The organism is Allocatelliglobosispora scoriae (assembly GCF_014204945.1).
GTDB classification, from domain to species: domain Bacteria; phylum Actinomycetota; class Actinomycetes; order Mycobacteriales; family Micromonosporaceae; genus Allocatelliglobosispora; species Allocatelliglobosispora scoriae.
Window position 1 is genome coordinate 209598 of sequence record NZ_JACHMN010000001.1, and the last position, 16085, is coordinate 225682.

The 16085-nt window shown below is 72.2% G+C and carries 12 protein-coding genes; 7 read left to right on the plus strand and 5 right to left on the minus strand.

Annotation, left to right across the window (positions count from 1 at the left end; translation table 11 throughout):
- Positions 1–153 precede the first annotated feature (153 nt).
- Positions 154–1395, plus strand: a complete 1242-nt coding sequence (locus tag F4553_RS00855) for an MFS transporter (RefSeq protein WP_184830854.1) — start codon at positions 154–156, stop codon at positions 1393–1395.
- 3 nt (positions 1396–1398) lie between these two features.
- Here F4553_RS00855 and F4553_RS00860 read toward each other — a convergent pair whose 3' ends face one another.
- Both F4553_RS00860 and F4553_RS00865 read right to left on the minus strand, forming a co-directional pair.
- The gene (locus tag F4553_RS00860; RefSeq protein WP_184830856.1) at positions 1399–2052 is read right to left on the minus strand and encodes a phosphotransferase; all 654 of its coding nucleotides are present in this window, start codon (positions 2050–2052) and stop codon (positions 1399–1401) included.
- Positions 2049–2417, minus strand: a complete 369-nt coding sequence (locus tag F4553_RS00865) for a PH domain-containing protein (RefSeq protein WP_184830865.1) — start codon at positions 2415–2417, stop codon at positions 2049–2051. The genes F4553_RS00860 and F4553_RS00865 overlap by 4 nt, the downstream gene beginning before the upstream one ends.
- A gap of 220 nt (positions 2418–2637) precedes the next feature.
- On the opposite strand from F4553_RS00865, the gene F4553_RS00870 reads away from it, so the two are divergent.
- On the plus strand, positions 2638–3723 hold the full coding sequence (locus F4553_RS00870; RefSeq protein ID WP_184830867.1) for a hypothetical protein: 1086 nt from the start codon (positions 2638–2640) through the stop codon (positions 3721–3723).
- Between the two features lie 51 nt (positions 3724–3774).
- Here the strand turns inward: F4553_RS00870 and F4553_RS00875 are convergent, their stop codons facing one another.
- Entirely contained in the window at positions 3775–5538 is a 1764-nt protein-coding gene (locus F4553_RS00875) for a bifunctional metallophosphatase/5'-nucleotidase (protein WP_221469640.1), read from the minus strand.
- 185 nt (positions 5539–5723) lie between these two features.
- Between F4553_RS00875 and F4553_RS00880 the strand changes: the two genes are divergently transcribed.
- Complete coding sequence (locus F4553_RS00880; RefSeq protein WP_184830869.1) at positions 5724–6320, plus strand: TIGR03086 family metal-binding protein; 597 nt, start codon at positions 5724–5726, stop codon at positions 6318–6320.
- On the opposite strand, the gene F4553_RS00885 is transcribed toward F4553_RS00880, so the two are convergent.
- Positions 6317–8185 (minus strand): CASTOR/POLLUX-related putative ion channel, encoded by a 1869-nt coding sequence (locus F4553_RS00885; RefSeq protein WP_184830871.1) that lies wholly within the window; start codon positions 8183–8185, stop codon positions 6317–6319. The genes F4553_RS00880 and F4553_RS00885 overlap by 4 nt on opposite strands.
- Positions 8186–8428: 243 nt before the next feature.
- Here F4553_RS00885 and F4553_RS00890 point away from each other — a divergent pair, with 243 nt between their 5' ends.
- Positions 8429–10543 carry a WD40 repeat domain-containing serine/threonine protein kinase gene (locus tag F4553_RS00890; RefSeq protein ID WP_184830873.1) on the plus strand — a complete coding sequence of 705 codons (2115 nt, stop codon included), beginning with the start codon at positions 8429–8431 and terminating at the stop codon, positions 10541–10543.
- Between the two features lie 45 nt (positions 10544–10588).
- Here F4553_RS00890 and F4553_RS00895 read toward each other — a convergent pair whose 3' ends face one another.
- The gene (locus F4553_RS00895) at positions 10589–11128 is read right to left on the minus strand and encodes a YciI family protein (protein ID WP_184833094.1); all 540 of its coding nucleotides are present in this window, start codon (positions 11126–11128) and stop codon (positions 10589–10591) included.
- Between the two features lie 81 nt (positions 11129–11209).
- Between F4553_RS00895 and F4553_RS00900 the strand changes: the two genes are divergently transcribed.
- The 3 genes from F4553_RS00900 (at position 11210) to F4553_RS00910 (ending at position 16042) form a co-directional block, all read left to right on the plus strand.
- Positions 11210–11560, plus strand: a complete 351-nt coding sequence (locus tag F4553_RS00900) for a hypothetical protein (protein ID WP_184830875.1) — start codon at positions 11210–11212, stop codon at positions 11558–11560.
- 71 nt (positions 11561–11631) lie between these two features.
- Complete coding sequence (locus F4553_RS00905; protein ID WP_184830876.1) at positions 11632–14475, plus strand: AfsR/SARP family transcriptional regulator; 2844 nt, start codon at positions 11632–11634, stop codon at positions 14473–14475.
- Between the two features lie 241 nt (positions 14476–14716).
- On the plus strand, positions 14717–16042 hold the full coding sequence (locus F4553_RS00910; protein WP_221469641.1) for a M23 family metallopeptidase: 1326 nt from the start codon (positions 14717–14719) through the stop codon (positions 16040–16042).
- The last annotated feature ends 43 nt before the right edge of the window (positions 16043–16085 follow it).

Genomic DNA, 16085 nt, shown 5'->3' on the forward strand with positions numbered 1-16085 from the left:
ATCAGCGCTCGCCCTCGGGTCGAGCATGCGCAACGGCAAGCGACGTCACCGCCTCAGGCACCGACGTTCTCGCCCCGTTGACTCGATGCCCGCGACGCGGTGCCGACCATCCGGCGCCGCGTTCCCTGCCGAGCCCGACGGGTCGTCCCTGCCATGAACCTCACTCTGTTGCGCCACCGTGACTTCAGCCTGCTCTGGTGGGCCGGATTGCTCTCGATGACCGGTGACTGGGCGCTGCGTATCGCCCTGCCGATCTACGTCCTGCGGCTCACCGGCTCGCCCGCCACCGTCGCCGCCACGGTCCTCGCCTCGCTGGCGGCGGGGCTGCTTCTCGGCGTACCCGCCGGGATCTGTGTGGACCGCTGGGACCGGCGGCGCGTGCTCGTCGCGACCAGCGTGCTGCAGGCGGTGGCCCTGCTGCCCCTGCTCGCGGTGAGCGCGGCGCCGCGGGCCTGGATCGTGGTCGTGGTGGCCTTCGCCGAGGCGGCGCTGGCGCAGTTCGCGGCCCCGGCCGAGGGCGCCCTGCTGCCGAGGCTGGTCCCCGCCGACCGGCTCGCCGCCGCGAACGCGCTCAACGCCCTCAACAACTTCGTCGCCCGGCTCGCCGGGCCGGTGCTCGGCGGTGCCGTCGTCGCGACGCTCGGGCTCAGCGGAGCCGCCGTCCTCGACGCGGCCACCTTCGCCCTCGCCGCGCTGCTCGTCGCGCTGATCGGCGGGCGCCACCGGGCCGACCGCGAGGAGCACCGGCTGCGGTACGAGCTGGTGGAGGGCCTGCGCGCGGTGGCGCGGAACCGGATCGCCCGGGCGATCCTGGTCTTCGTCACGGTCATCTCGATCGGCGAGGGGATGATGCTCACCCTCTTCGCCGCCTTCGTCACCCGCGCGCTGCACGCCGGTGCGCGGGAGATGAGCTGGCTGCTCGCTGCCCAGGCGGTCGGCGGCATCATCGGCAGCCTCGCCGCGACCCGGCTCACCCGCGCCCGCCCGGTCGCGCTCGCGGCCGTCTGCTTCGCGCTCTTCGGCCTCGGCGACCTCCTGATCATCAACTATCCCCGCTGGTCCGATGCCCTGTGGCCGGTGATCGTGCTCTTCTTCCTGATCGGCGTCCCGGGCGCGATCGGCAGCGCCGCGGCGATCACGCTCTTCCAGCAGCAGACCGTGGACCGGCTGCGGGGCCGGGCCTTCGCGGCGCTCGCCATGTGCCAGGCGGTCGCCGGGATGGTCGGCGCGGCCGTCGCCGGGGCGCTCGGCGACCGGGTCGGCGTGATGGACCTGCTCACCGTGCAGGGAGCCGCGCACCTGCTGGCGGCGGGGCTGCTGCGGTTGCTGGCGGGCCCGGGACCGGAGTCGGCGGCGCCGCGCTCCGACGTGCCCGAGGCGGCGGCCGTCCCGTGACGGTCAGCCCGCGGCGGACGAGCGGATCAGCCGCGCCGCGAGCGGCAGCAGCGCGATCTCGGCCGGGCCGAGCGCCGGGTTGGCGGTGCGGCGCGCGACCGCCTCCGCCAGCGCGGGCAGCGGGTGCATGCCGGGCTCGGCGAGGAAGGCGCTCAGCACCTCCCCGGCGGCCCGCCGCAGGTTGAACGCCGGATTCACCGCCGCCTCGGCCATGATCAGGGCGGACACCGCCACGTCCAGCTCCGGCGGGCCGTCGGCGCTGTCGCGCCAGTCGATCACGACCGGGCCGTCCGGCCCGAGCAGCACGTTGTCCAGGTGCAGGTCCAGGTGCAGCACCCGGTGGGCGGGGTCGGCCGAGAGCCGCGCCGGGACCAGGTGCAGCCGGCGGTGCAGGTCTGCGAGGACGCGCGCGGCCTCCGCCGTCGCGAGGTCCCCGGCGACGAGCGCGGCCAGCATCGTCGGTCCGTCGATCCGCGCGAGCACCAGGTCCGCGCCGCTCGCGACGAAGACGGTGGGTACGGGGAACCCGAACGCCTCGACGTGCGCCATCATCGCCGCCTCGGCGGTGACGTCACCACCGAGCCGGTAACGGCGCAGGACCCGCTTGCCGTAGAGCGCGAAGACATCCGCGTCGCGGCCGGAGGCGAAGGGGATCAAGAGATGTAGTGGAGGATGATGTTGTGCACGTGCTGTGCCTTGTTGTCACCCCGGAAGTCGACCTCGTAGGTGTGCGTACCCACATGGATCGCGATCGAGCCGGTGGAGAAGAACTGCCCGGCCCACGACTTGTTCGCCACCACGCTGACACTCGTGATCTTCGAGTAGGGGATGCTGGTGATCGCGACCCGCTTGCCGACGAACGACTTGTCCTGGATTATCACGCGCCGGTTGGTCAGGCCGATGAACCCGGTCCCGGTGCCGATCGCGTCGTAGACCGCGATGATCTGCTCGCCCTCGAGCAGGCCGCTGCGGATCTGCTGGAGCTGCTCGGACCTGTCGTGCGGGATCGTCTGTTGAGCCATCGTGCCAATCCTCCTGAGGGGATCCGCCGGTCGGGGCTCCCAGTCTTGCTCAGCCTGTCCAACTCGACCACTCGGCGCGTTCCTGAGAAATTGCTCAGTTCCCGTTGAGTACGCGGACTCTGTCCCGCCGCCACCGCTGCTGGCAGCGTCAACGCCGTGACCGACACCCCTGTGAAGTCGCCCCGCCGATCCCGTCTGCGCGAAGGGCTGGTCCCTGTCCGTGGATGACCACGTCGACGGATCGGTGCGGTGGCTCCGGCTGCGTACCGGCCTCATGGCCGCGGCGGGAGCCACCGCACTGGTGCTCGCCTGCCTCACCGCATCCGGCCTGGGCGGCACCGGGGGCACCGCCTCCCTCATCGCCGTCCTCTTCGGCTGCTACCTGCTGCTGCTCGCGGCGGCGGCGATACCGGCGGCGCTGGCGCTGCGGCAACTGGTCGACCCGCGTACCGAAGCGTCGGCCGGGTGGGGTCGGGCGCTGCTGGCGCCCGCCTGCGCCGGCCTGCTGCTGGGCTTCGCGGCGAGCGAGGTCTGGCCCGACCCGGACCCCGCCCCGGGGGGCCTCTGGCTGGTGACCGAGATCGGCGTCCAGCTTTTCCTCTCGGCGCTCTGCACCAGCCTCGTGCTCGTCGTCGCGCGAGTGCCGCGGCCCTGGCTGACCGGGAGCATGGGGACCGTCGTCGGCGCCCTGCTCGTCGGGGGTTACCTGCTGATCGCCGCCGACGGCACCCCGCCGGTCGCCGTCTGGGTCGTCGCCGGTGGCACGGGTGCGCTGGTGGCGGCACTGACCGTCGGGCCGGTGCTGCGACCGACACTGCGCCTGGCCGTCTACGCCCTGTGCTGGGTGATCGTCCTGTGCGGCAACGCCGCGCGCCCGATCCCGTCGACGGCCGCCGATCGAGCCGCGATCGAGCAGCTGGCCGTCCCGCTGGTCGCCCCGGACCTGCCCGGATGGTTCGTCGAGCGGGCCGAGGCGGTCGCCGGTCGGCTGGAGGTCACCATGGCGCCGGACGCGGACCGGTACGCCGCACCCGGGGCGGGCGGGCCCCGGATCCAGGTCACGGTGCTGGCGGCGCCGACGGGATTCGCCCCGCCGACCAGGTGCGCGCCGTTCGCCGTCGACGCGGCGCCCGCCGAGCCCTGCCGGGAGGTCTCCACCGGCGTGTGGGAGGACGCGAGCGGCACGTACGCCGTACGCCAGGGCGTCGGCTTCCTCGTCCTCGTCAGCGGCCCGGCCGCCGTCGTCCCGCTGCGGGAGGCCGCGGAGTCCCTGCGGCCGGTCACAGCCGAGCAGCTCGTCCCCTGAAACGGAAGCGGGCCCGAGCGCGGTGTGCGCTCGGGCCCGCTTCCGGTCGCGCTACGGCTTGGGCAGGAACGTGATCCGGTCCGCCGTCGGCTTCGGCAGCGGGGTACCGGGGGAGCTGTTCGCGGCGAAGTAGTCCACGAACGCGGCGAGGTCGATGCCGCCGTTGACCCGGTCGGTTCCCGCGACGAAGGTCGGGAAGTCGTTGCCCCCGGCGGCGAGGAAGGTGTTGGCGGTGACGCGGTAGCCGCGAGCCGGGTCGACCGGCTGCCCGTTGACCCGGACCGTGTCGGCGAGCACCCGGTCGCCGCCGGCCCGCCCGAGGTCCACGGTGTAGCGCAGGGCCGAGGAGAGCTGCAGCACCCGGGGGAACGCCTCGTTCTTGCCCGAATACTGCTCCCGCAGCACGTTGATCAGCTGCGTCCCGGTCAGCGTCATCGTGACGAGGATGTTGTCGAACGGCTGGACCTGGAACGCCTCGCCGAAGGTGACGACGCCGTCCCCCTCGGTGCCGCTGGCGCGGTAGACGAGGTCGGCCCGCATCCCGCCGGGGTTGAGGAACGCGAGCTCCGCACCGGCGGAGCGGGTGCCGAAGACCTGCGAGTCGGCGATCACGTCGCCGAGCGGCGTCTCCGGCAGCGTCGAGCCGCGTCCGGGCAGGTCGGCCGAGATGTATCCGATCGGCTTGTTGGCGACCGCCGCGGACCGGGCCCGCCAGGTCTCCACGAGCTGCATCACCGGCGACTGCTCGGCGGTGTCGAGCGTGACGATGTTGTTGGCGGCGCTGACCGACGACCGGACGATGTCACGGGTCTTGAGGTTCATGTCGAAGCGGATGTCGGTGAAGGTGCGCCCGAACGAGGCGGCCTGGGTGACCAGGCGCCGGTTGCCGGCCGGGTCGGGCACGTTGCAGACATAGGCCTCGTGCGAGTGCCCGGTGATGAACAGGTCCACCAGCGGGGTCGTGCGCTTCGCGATGTCCTTGATGGCGCCGGTCAGCCCGGCGCCCGGACCGCCCGCGTCGCAGTTGAAGTTGTAGACAGGACTGCTCGTGGCACCGCCCTCGTGGATGATCACCACGATCGCGTTGATGCCCTTCTTCTTGAGCTCCTTGGCGTACTTGTCGATGGTGCTGACCTCGTCGCGGAACTCCAGGCCCTTGATGCCGTCGCGGACGACGACGTTGGGCACGTCACGGGTGACGAGACCGATGAAGCCGACCTTGAACGCGGCGTACTTCTTGATCCAGTAGGGAGCGAGGATCGGCTTCTTCGTCTTGGTGTCCACGACGTTCGCGGCGAGGTAGGGGAACTTCGCGCCGGGGTAGCGCACGCCCGGCTCGGCGCAGCCGTCGACGGGGTGGCAGCCGCCGTCCACGATCCGCTTGAGCTCCTTGCGGCCCTCGTCGAACTCGTGGTTGCCGACGGAGGAGACGTTGAACCCCATCAGCTCCATGGCGTGGACCGTCGGCTCGTCGTGGTAGGCCGCCGACAGCAGCGGGCTGCCGCCGATCATGTCGCCGACACCGACGGTGAGCGTGCGTCCCTGGCCCTGGCGCGCGGCGTCGAGCAGCGTCGCCATCCGGGCGACACCCCCCGCCTGCACCGAGACCTGGTTCCCGGCGGCGTCGGTCTTGATGACCGAGCCGGCGGCGCCGGGCACTGCGTCGAGGTTGCCGTGGAGGTCGTTGACGGCGAGGATCTGCACCGCCGTGCGCCAGTTGGGCGCGGCGCTCGCGCTCGCCGGCTGCAGCACGGCGAAGGCCACGAGGGCCGCTCCCGTGGCGAGCAGCGGCCGGTTCATTCGGGAGAAAATCACCTGGGTGATATTACCTATTTGTCCATTAATCATGCTTGACCAGCACATTGTCGGTGTGCGTGCCGCCGTGTCCTAATAGGGCCTATGTGGCGTAGGCGCACCCGGCCCACGGGCATGTTCGCTTGTGAGCGGTGTGAATCGGGCTGGGTTGGGCAGTGTCGGACCGGTGTGATTACCTTGATCTCATGATCACCAGCGACCCCATCGACCTGCTCGCCCGTTCCCTCGACCAGGTGGCCGGGCTGCTCGCCGCCGTTCGCACCGACCAGGAATCGCTGCCCACCCCGTGCCGGTCCTGGACCGTTGCCCAGCTCGGCGACCATCTCATCGCCGACCTCGACAGATTCCTGGTCACCGCCCAGGGCGGTCGGCCGGACTGGTCGGCCGACGCGCCGGAGGTCCTGACCGACCGTGCCGCGGCCTTCCGCGACGGCGCCGCCGATCTGCTCGCGGCGTGGCGCCAGGCCGGTGACCTGACCGGCACCATCACCCTGCCCGGCCTCGGCGAGGTGCCGGCCCGCTTCCCTGTCGACCAGCAGGTCGCCGAGTTCGCGATGCACGCCTGGGACCTCGCCAGGGCGACCGGCCAGCCGGTCGCGCTCGATCCTGAGATCGGCCAGGCCTCGTTCGACTGGGTGAGTGCCACCCTCAAGCCGCAGTTCCGGGGCGACGAGGCGGACGGCAAGGCGTTCGGCCCCGAAACGCCGGTGGCGGTCGACGCCCCGATCTACGACCGGCTCGCCGGTGTCTCCGGCCGTGACCCGGCCTTCATGGCGTCTTAGCTGTTGGAGAGCACGATCAGGCGGTCGATGACGGGCATCGGGACGTCCTTGTCGGGGTTGAGGACCACGCCGTGCCCGTCGCCGGGCTCCGCGACCCGGTAGCCGATCGCCACCTCGCCCCGGCGGCGGGCCGCCTCGACGGCGGTGGCGAAGGTGAACCCGGGCGCCGGGCGCAGGTAGTAGTTGGCCGGCCGGATGTAGATCTCCGCGCCGTCCGGGTCGAAGAGGTCGACGAAGACCGACTCCAGGTGCCGGTTCTCCGAGATCTGCGTCATCAGCAGGCTGACGAGCTGCTCGCTGACGACGAAGTCGTCGGCCTTGGTGAGCTGGGCCAGCGCCCGGTCCCGGTCGTCGCGCATCTCGCTGACGATGGAGCCGGACCGCCCGCCCCCGGCGAGCAGGTCGCGCAGGTGCAGCAGGGTGACGAGGACCCGGGAGTCGGCGGTCATCGGGTCCAGCAGGTCGTCGGAGAGCACGATCACGTTGTGGTAAGACCCCACGTCGAGGGTCTCCAGCACGGTGCGGTCGCGCGTGTCGCCGCCCTTGGATCGGATCATCAGGCGGCGCAGGCGCGGGGCGAGCCGGACCACCATCGTGTCGGCGTCGGACCGGTCGGTCACGATGTCGACCGTCGAGCCCTCGGCGACATAGACGTCGAGCTGCTCGATGATCCGGGTGGCCCGGCCGTTCCAGCCCAGGATGAGCGTGCTCTCCGGGGCGGCGGGCCCGCGTACGGCGTGGACGATCGAGGCCTCGTCGATCGGGAAGACCCGACCGGCCAGCTTGATCATCGAGTCGTCCTCGGCGAGGATGACGATCTTGTCGCCGGTCCCGATCACCGTGGTCATCGGCGGGTTCAGTGTGGTCTTGCCGTCGGCGCTGAGCAGCCCGAGCGGGCAGCACTTGCGGTATGCCTGCAGTGCCTGCCCGAACTGCAGGCCGACGAGCTTGGGCTCGCTCACCATGTAGAGCTCGTCGCCGCCGAAGTCGAACAGGTCGGTGTAGACGACCGAGAGCTTCGACTGCCGCGCGGTCTGCACGATGAGGCGGGCGCTGATGTCGTCGCCGTCGATGACGACCGCGTCGCCGCCGGCCAGCTTCGCCACGGTCCGGTTGCGGCTGTCGCGGACGGACGCGACGACGTGGTGCGGGCGGCCCTGGAAAGCCGGGCCCTTGTTGATGGCGAGCAGCGTCTTGAGGACATAGGCGTCGGCGTCCTCGGCGGAGACGGCGTCCGGTGCCAGCACGATGATCGAGCGGGCCTCGTTGAGATTGACCATCTCCAGGTCGGTGAGGTCCAGCGGGCTGCCGGTACGGAAGATCAGCCGGGTCTTGCCGGTGCTGGGCAGGCGGTGGCGGACCCTGTCCTCCATCGTCACCTTGTCCTGGTCGGCGAGGATGGCGATCGCGGCACTGCGGCGGCTCTTGTTCGCCTCGGCGAGTTCGGCGATGACCGTGTAGATCTGGTCCGACCAGCCGAGGATCACCGAGTGGTCCCGCTCGAGCACCTGTGAACGCCCCTTGCGCAGCTGCTCCAGGCGCCGGTTGACGCCGCTGGTGAGCAGACCGACGAGGGCGCTGACGATGAAGATGCCGCCGACCCCGAGGACGAACCACAGCGCCAGCACCGGCACCGTACCCGTCTCCGGCGCACCGAGGCTGAAGGTGGAGACGAAGGTCTGCCAGAGAAGCTGGACGGGGTTGTCCTCGCCGGGCGGCTCGACCAGGGCCAGCGCGCCGGTGACGACCAGGACCATGACGATCGAGACCACCGCGAGCCAGCCGATCAGCCCCAGCGTGCCCCGCGACATCGTGTTGTCGAACCAGTACCGCAGCCGAGCGCGCCTGGTGATCCTTCTGCCCATCGTCTGGACTCCTCTCCGTCGGCGCCGCCGGGCGCGATCGCGCGGTTGGGACCCCGTTGCCGGACACACTGTAGTGATGACCCTGCGAACCCCAAAGCCGCCCTGCTGAAGGGATTCGCGCCGCCCGGCGGGGCGTGCCGGGCGTGCGCGGGGCGGCCGCCGGCGTCGCCGGCGCCCGATGATCCACCCATGTCGGGCCGGGTGGCTGAGCGAGCCCCGGGCTGCTTGGGGCACACTTGCCCGGTGCGTTATGGACAGGTCATCTCGGGGCGCTTCGTGCTGGAGGAGCGCCTGGGCCTCGGCGGCACGGGAGAGGTCTGGCGGGCGACGGACAACCGCCTGTCCCGGCCGGTCGCGATCAAGGTGGTCCGGACGGGCGCCTTCGACGACGAGCTGATCCCCGCCGCCGTCGACCGGTTCGTCGGCGAGGTCGAGACCGCCAGCGCCGTCGCGCACCCCAACGTGGTGACCCTCTTCGATGTCGGCGAGCACGACGGCAGCCACTACCTGGTCCAGGAGCTCGTCGCCGGGGACTCCCTCGCGCACGAACTGCAGCGGCGCCTGGCCGCGGGGGACGGCCCGCTGCCCGTCGCCGACGCGGTCGACGTCGCCCGGCAGATCTGCGCCGGGCTCGCCGCCGCCCACCGGCTCGGGGTGCTCCACCGCGACCTGCGGCTGGGCAACGTCCTGCTCTCCACCGCCGGGGCCGTGAAGATCGTCGACTTCGGCATCGCCTGGGCGGTGTCGACCGGTGACCCGTCCCTCGCGCCGGAGCAGATCAGCGGCGGCGCCGTCGATGAGCGCGCCGACTTCTACGCCCTCGGCTGCATCCTGTTCGAGCTGCTCACCGGCCGCCCGGTCTTCCCCGGCAGCGGCAGCGACCTCCGCGAGCAGCACCGCACCGGCGTACCCGACTCGTTGCGCCGGCACCGCCCCGACGTGCCGGACCCCCTCGACGCCGTCGTGGAGGAGCTCCTGCAGAAGGAGCCGGCGCACCGGCCGGGCACCGCGGAGATCCTCGGCCGCAGGCTCAAGCACATCGCCCAGGCGCTCGCCGACGCCGGTGCGGGCGCCCCGGCCGCTGCGGCTGCCCCCGCCGTGGCGCCGCTGCGCACGCCGCCGTCCGCGTCGCAGATGGTCCTGCCGCCCGAGGTCGTCTACGGGCCCACGGTGGAGATCTCCGCGATCATCCCGAATTTCGCGTACGCGTCGAAGCCGCCCGCCGAGCCCGAAGGCGACCTGCCGGGCGAGGAGCCGGCGGAGTCCGCGGAGGTTCGCCGCCTCGCTCAGCCGACGCGCAGGTCCCTGATCGCCGCGGGCGTCACCGGCCTCGCCATCGTGGGCACCAGCACCGCCACGGCGATCGTCGTCGGCGCCCGCCGCAAGGTGATGCCGAAACGGACCACCGTGCCCGGCGGGATCCTGCCGTTCGGCGCGCTCGGGCGCGTCACCGAGTTCGGGGCACCGGTGACCTCGGTGGCGTTCAGCCAGGACGGCCGCAGCGTGTTCTGCGGCGGCGGCAAGGGCGAGGTGATGGCGTGGGATCTCGCCACCGACCGGGTCGTCGCCCGGGCGGCGATCCCCGGCGCGACAGCCGGCATCACCCGCACGGTCGTGCTGCGCGACGGCGTCACCGTCTACCTGCGCCCGCACACCGGCCTGCCGCACGTGTGGAACACCGAGACGCGGACGCTGAGTCCGCTGTCGAACCTGCCGGTGCTGATCGAGGACGACGAGCTCGACTTCAGCCCCAACGGCATGCTCTGCGCCTTCAGCCGCTCGATCCACGACAAGGGTGAGGGCGGCCTGCGCCTCTACAACATCGCCACCGGCGTCTACACCAGGGTCGACGCCAAGGACAAGGCCGGTCTCACCGAGTTCCTGGTGCTGCTGCGGTTCAGCCCCGACGGCACCAAGATCGCCGGGTACGCCCTGAGCGAGGCCGCGTGCGTCTGGACGGTGGCGGCGCCCCGACAGCTGCTGCGCGTGGACAACCCGGTCTCCACCGGCGGCACCGACCTGGCCTGGAGCGCCAACGGCGGCTTCCTCGCGGTCGCCTCCACCACCCGGGAGAACGGCTTCGTCACCAGCTGGGACACGGTCGCCGGGGTGCGGCGGGCCCGCGTGATGGGGGATGCGGCGGCCTCCGTCGCGCTGAGCCCCGACGGATCGCTCGCCGCCTTCGCCGGAGCCGACGGGGTCGTCGTCCTCGAGGCGCTCAGCGGCACCGAGGTCGTCCGCTACGACTACCCGCAGGGAGAGGTCGCGGTGGTGCGGTTCAGCCCGGACGGGCGGCTGCTCGCCTCCGCGGGCGGCGACGGGATGGTCATGCTGTGGCGGGTCCCCGGCGTCTCCTGACCCGGGGGTCGTCGCGGCCGCCGCCGACGCGGTCGGTTGACGACCTCAGCGCCGTCCGCCGAACTCCCAGTTGTGCACCTCGATCACCGCGTACCGGTCGGGATCAAGGATCGCGCGGGCTGCGGCCGGGTCGGCCGCGCGGACCAGCGCGGCGGTCCCCAGCCAGGTAGCGCCGTCGTCGGAGAGCAGCGGTCCGTAGGCGATCAGCGCCTCACGATCCGCCGGGACGGGGTCTCCGGCGTCCCCGGTGCCGAGGCCGATGACCAGGTAGGACGTGCCGTCGCGACCGCCCGGGAACTCCCACATGGTGCGGCCCAGCAGGTTGCGCCACCGGCGGATCAGCACGTCCCGGAACGCACCGGCCTGGTAGCAGGGCTCGTCGAACGCGAACGCGCGGGCGGCTGCCGGGTCGGGGAGGTCGACGATGTGCACGCTGCCGGTCGGGGTGTCGTCGTCGGTGAACGTCGGCCCGCGCGCGATCAGCTCCGCGGCGTACCGGTCCATGTAGGACCAGTGCTCCTCCGTCAGCGCTTCGCGCAGGTCGGCGGAGCCGTGCCGGTCGCGGTGGTAGCAGAAGAACTCCATGCCCGCAGTCTCGACCATTGACAATCATCACTGTATTCTGGCCTACCGAGCCCGTCCCCTTCCCCGTCCCGAGGAGACCTGATGATCCAGCCCGGCCAACCCTTACGGCGCAGACGACTCGCGACCGCCGCCACCTCGCTGGCGCTCGTGCTCGCCGGAATCTTCGTCGCGCCGACCGCGGCGCAGGCCGGGACCGCCTACGTCGACGTGTGGGCCGCCTGCGAGCAGCAGTACGGCCAGGTGCAGCAGGAGCCGGTCCTCGTCTCCTACAACGTCTACGGCTGGCGCTGCCAGGCCTACACCGGCACGACGCAGTACCTGGGGACGGTGAACCTCACCCCGTGGTGTGTCAGCCGCTACGGCTCCCACGCCTACGCCAACTACACCAACTACTCCCACCCGTACTCCTGGCTGTGCTATTTCTGGGATTGACCTGCCTGGAAGCGGCTGCGCCCCGGCTGCTTCCTATGGACTATTCATCCATACCGGTTACGATCGCGCTGATGATCGACAGCGACGGTTGCAACTTTCGCGTGCTCGGCCCGGTGGAGGTCGTCGCGAACGGGAAGCCGCTCCAGTTCGCCCGCCGCCAGCAGCTCGACCTCATCGCGTTCCTGATGCTGCGCGCCGACCGTGTGGTCGGGACGGCTGAGATCATCGAGGCGATGTGGGGCGGCGCGGCGCCCCGGACGGCGAACGTGCAGGTCCAGAACATGGTGTCGGCACTGCGGGCCGTCCTGCACCACGACGGCGACGAGCCGCTGGCCAGAGTGGACCGTCAGGCCGCCGGCTACGCCCTGCATGTCTCGTCCGGCCGGCTGGACCTGGCGGTCTTCACGGCCCTCGTCGCGCAGGCCCGTTCGGCACGAACGCCCGGCGCCGCCGTGGGCCTGCTCCGCGAGGCCCTCGGGCTGTGGCGGGGCACGCTGCCTTTAGCGGGGGTACGCGCACCGTTCGCCACCGCCGCCCGCGCCTACCTCAGCGAGCAGCGCGACGGGGCGCTGGAGCAGCTCTTCGACGCCGAGCTGCGGTGCGGCAACCACGCGGCGATCGTGCCGGCGCTGACCGACGCCGTCGCCGCCAACCCGGTCCGGCAGCGTTTCGTCGCCCAGCTGATGGTCGCCCTGCACCGCAGCGGCCGGATCACCGATGCCCTCAGTGCGTACCGCAGCGCACGGCAGACGCTCCACGGGGAGTACGGCCTGGACGCCGGCCACGAGCTGCAGGACCTGGAGCGGCGCATCCTGCTCGGCGACCGCACCCTCGATCCGCCGGTGGAGCCTGATCCGGCCGGCCCGGGCAGCACCCGCCCACCGCCGCCGATCACCATCCCGGTCCCGGCACAGCTGCCGCTGGACGTCCGGGGATTCGCCGGCCGCGGCACGGAGCTGGCCCACCTCGACGCGCTCGCCCCCGACTCCGATGCCGCGTCGACCGCCGCCACCGTGGTCGCCGTCGTCATGGGTACGGCGGGGGTTGGCAAGACGGCGCTCGCGGTGCACTGGGCGCAGCAGGCGGCGAACCGGTTCCCCGACGGCCAGCTCTACGTCAACCTGCGCGGGTTCCATCCGGGTGCCCGGCCGGTGGAGCCGGGGGAGGCGCTGCGGGGATTCCTCGACGCGTTCGGGGTGCCGCCGGAGCGGGTCCCGGCCGGTCTCGACGCGCAGGCCGCCCTCTACCGCAGCCTCGTGGCGGGGCGCCGGGTCCTGGTGCTGCTCGACAACGCGGTCGACGAGGAGCAGGTCCGGCCGCTGCTGCCGGGCGGGCGCGGCGGGATGGTCCTGATCACCAGCCGCGACCAGCTGATCGGCCTCGTCGCGCTGGAGGGCGCCCACCCGGTCTCCCTCGACGTCCTGTCCGGGACCGAGGCGCGGGAGTTCCTGGTCGGGCGGCTCGGCGCGCAGCGGGTCGCCGCCGACCCCCAGGCCGCCGACACGATCGCGGTCCAGTGCGCGCGGCTCCCGCTCGCGCTGGCGATGGTCGCCGCGCGCGCCGCCGTCCATCCGACCTTCCCGCTCGGGTCGCTCTCCGCGGAGCTCTCCGCCGTCCGGGAGCGGCTGCGGCCGCAGGGCGCCAACGACTTCACCACCGATGTGCAGGCGGCGTTCTCCTGGTCCTACCGGCGGTTGACGCCCTCGGTCTCCGCCCTGTTCCGGCTGCTCGGGCTGCATCCCGGGCAGGACATGGGCGTGGACGCCGCGGCCAGCCTCGCCGGTGTCGCGGCGGACGAGGTCCGGCCGCTGCTCGCCGAGCTGGTCCGCGCGCACCTGATCACCGAGCACGTCCCGGGCCGGTTCGCGCTGCACGACCTGCTGCGGGCCTACGCCGCGGAGCTGGCGCAGCGTACCGAGAGCGCGCCGGACCAGCACGCGGCGCTGCGCCGGCTGCTCTCCCACTACCTGCACAGCGCCTACGCCGCAGCGGTCCTGATGTACCCGCACCGCTACAAGCTGGACCTGGTGCCGCCCGACCGGGGCGCCGTGGTGGCGGAGTCCGCCGACGCGGAGCAGGCGTCGGCCTGGTTCGCGGCGGAGCACGCGGTGCTGCTCGCGGCGCTGAGCCGGGCCGCCGACTCCGACCTGGGCACCTACGCGTGGCAGCTCGCCTCGGCGCTGTCGACCTTCCTGGACCGGTCCGGGCACTGGCACGACTGGGTGGCGAGCCAGCGCACCGCGCTCTCCGTCGTGGAGCGGGTGGCCGACCGGATCGGCCAGGCGCACGCGCACGGCAGCCTGGGCCTGGCCTACAACCGCCTCAAGCGCTACGACGAGGCGCACGTCCACCTGCGCCGTGCCGACGACCTCTTCGGCGAGCTCGACGACCTGGTCGGGCAGGCGTACACCAGCCTGCGGATGAGCCTCGTCCACGAAGGACAGGGCGACCAGGGCGCCGCGCTGCTCGACGCCGAGCAGGCGCTGGACCGGTTCGAGTCGGCCGACCACGACATCGGCCGGGGGCAGGCCCTCAACAGCGTCGGCTGGCTCCACGCCCAGCTGGGCCAGTACAGCGACGCGGTCAAGTACTGCGAGCAGGCCGTCGACGTGCACCGGGAGCTCGCCGACCGGGAGGGGCTCGCGAACGCGCTGGACAGCCTCGGCTTCGCGCTCGCCAGCGACGGCGACCACCGGCAGGCGGTCGTCCACTACCGGGAGGCGCTGGTGGTGCTGCGCCAGCTCGCCGACCCGTACTACGAGACGATCACCCTGGCGCACCTCGGCGACGCCCACCACGCGGCGGGCGATCACCGGGCCGCCGCCGACGCCTGGCGGCAGGCGCTCGCCATGCTCGACGAGCTGGGCCATCCGGACGCCGCCGACCTGCGCGCGAAGCTGGCCGGTCTGGTCTAGTCGCGGTCCGTGTGAAGATCGGATGTGCTCCCGTGTGGGCCGATGCCGCACGATGAGAGCAGATTCATCCATCCGAATGTGAGAGGCCAGCGGCTCTCACGCCCACCCGCCGAAAGCTGCGCAGCAGGCCGTCTCGGTCTGCTCGGACGGCTGCGTGCCACGCGATCGGTGCCGAGCCTGCCAGACCACGTCACCAGCCACGTCCATGGATGCGATCGCCCTGGTCGCAGAAGGAGCGAGAATGAAGCAGGACGACGAGAGCAACTGCTGCGGCGGCGGCGAGCCCGTGCTCGTACCCGGCATGAGCCGGCGCACGCTGCTGCGGGCCACCGCCCTGGGCGCGGGCGCGCTCACCGTGGGTGCCGGGGCGCTGCTGCCCGCAGCCGCGTACGCCGCACCGGCGATCTACAACCCGTTCGCCGCCTACCCGATCACCGACACCTGGGAGGGCCACCTCGCCCGCGGGTCGCGCGGCGGCATCGACTTCGGCATGCCGGTCGGCACCCCGCTGCCCGCCTGCGGTGCCGGGACCGTGACGAACACCCCCTACAACGGCGCCGGCGGGCACACCGTGACGATCGCCCACGCTGACGGCTACCGCAGCCAGTACCTGCACCTGTCGCAGTTCAACCTCGCCAACGGGACCTATGTCGGCGCGGGCACGATCGTGGGACTGTCCGGCGGTGCCGCCGGTGCGCCCGGCTCGGGCAGCTCGACCGGGCCGCACGTGCACTGGCACATGATCGACCCGAACGGCAACTACATCAGCCCGCTGGTCTACATCGCACAGAACCCCGGCGGCGGCGCGCGGCAGGTCTACGAGGCGGCCAGCAACAACGGCTGGCGGGCGCTGCCGGTCTCCGGCCCCTCGGGCGCGGTGACGGGCGCGGCGGCGGCGGTGATCACGGTCGGCGGCACGAAGATCATCTACACCCTCAACGGCGGCCGGATCCTGGAGGCCGGCAGCGGTGCGGGCTGGAACAACCTGTGGACCGGCATCCAGGGAGCGCAGGGCACCGCCCTCGCGGCGCTGAACGTCGCCGACGTCAAGTACATCTACAGCGTGGTCGGCGGATACGTGCACGAGGCGCACAGCGCCAACGGCTGGCGCAACCTCAACACCGGCATCGCCGGCGTCTCCTCCGCCTCGATCGCGACGATCACACTCAGCGGTGTCAAGTACATCTACAGCATCGTCGGCGGTGTCGTGCACGAGGCGCACAGCGCCAACGGCTGGCGCAACCTGAGCACGGGCATCCCGGCCTCGGCGGTGGCGGCGATCACGGTCGGCACCACGAAGATCATCTACACGGTCGTCGGCGGCCGGGTCTACGAGGCGGCGAGCAACGCCGGCTGGCAGAACCTGTGGACCGGCATCACCGGGGTGTCGGACGGCTCGCTCGCCGCGATCAACAACGGCGGGGTCAAGAACATCTACACCACCGCCGGCGGCTACGTGCACGAGGCGGCGAGCAACAACGGCTGGCGGAACCTCAACTCCGGTGTCCGCGGCACCTCGGCGGCCGCACTGGCGCTCGGCGGGGTCAAGCACATCTACAGCCTCTGAACAACCGCGGGGACCCCTGGCGACGGGGGTCCCCGCGGTCCCC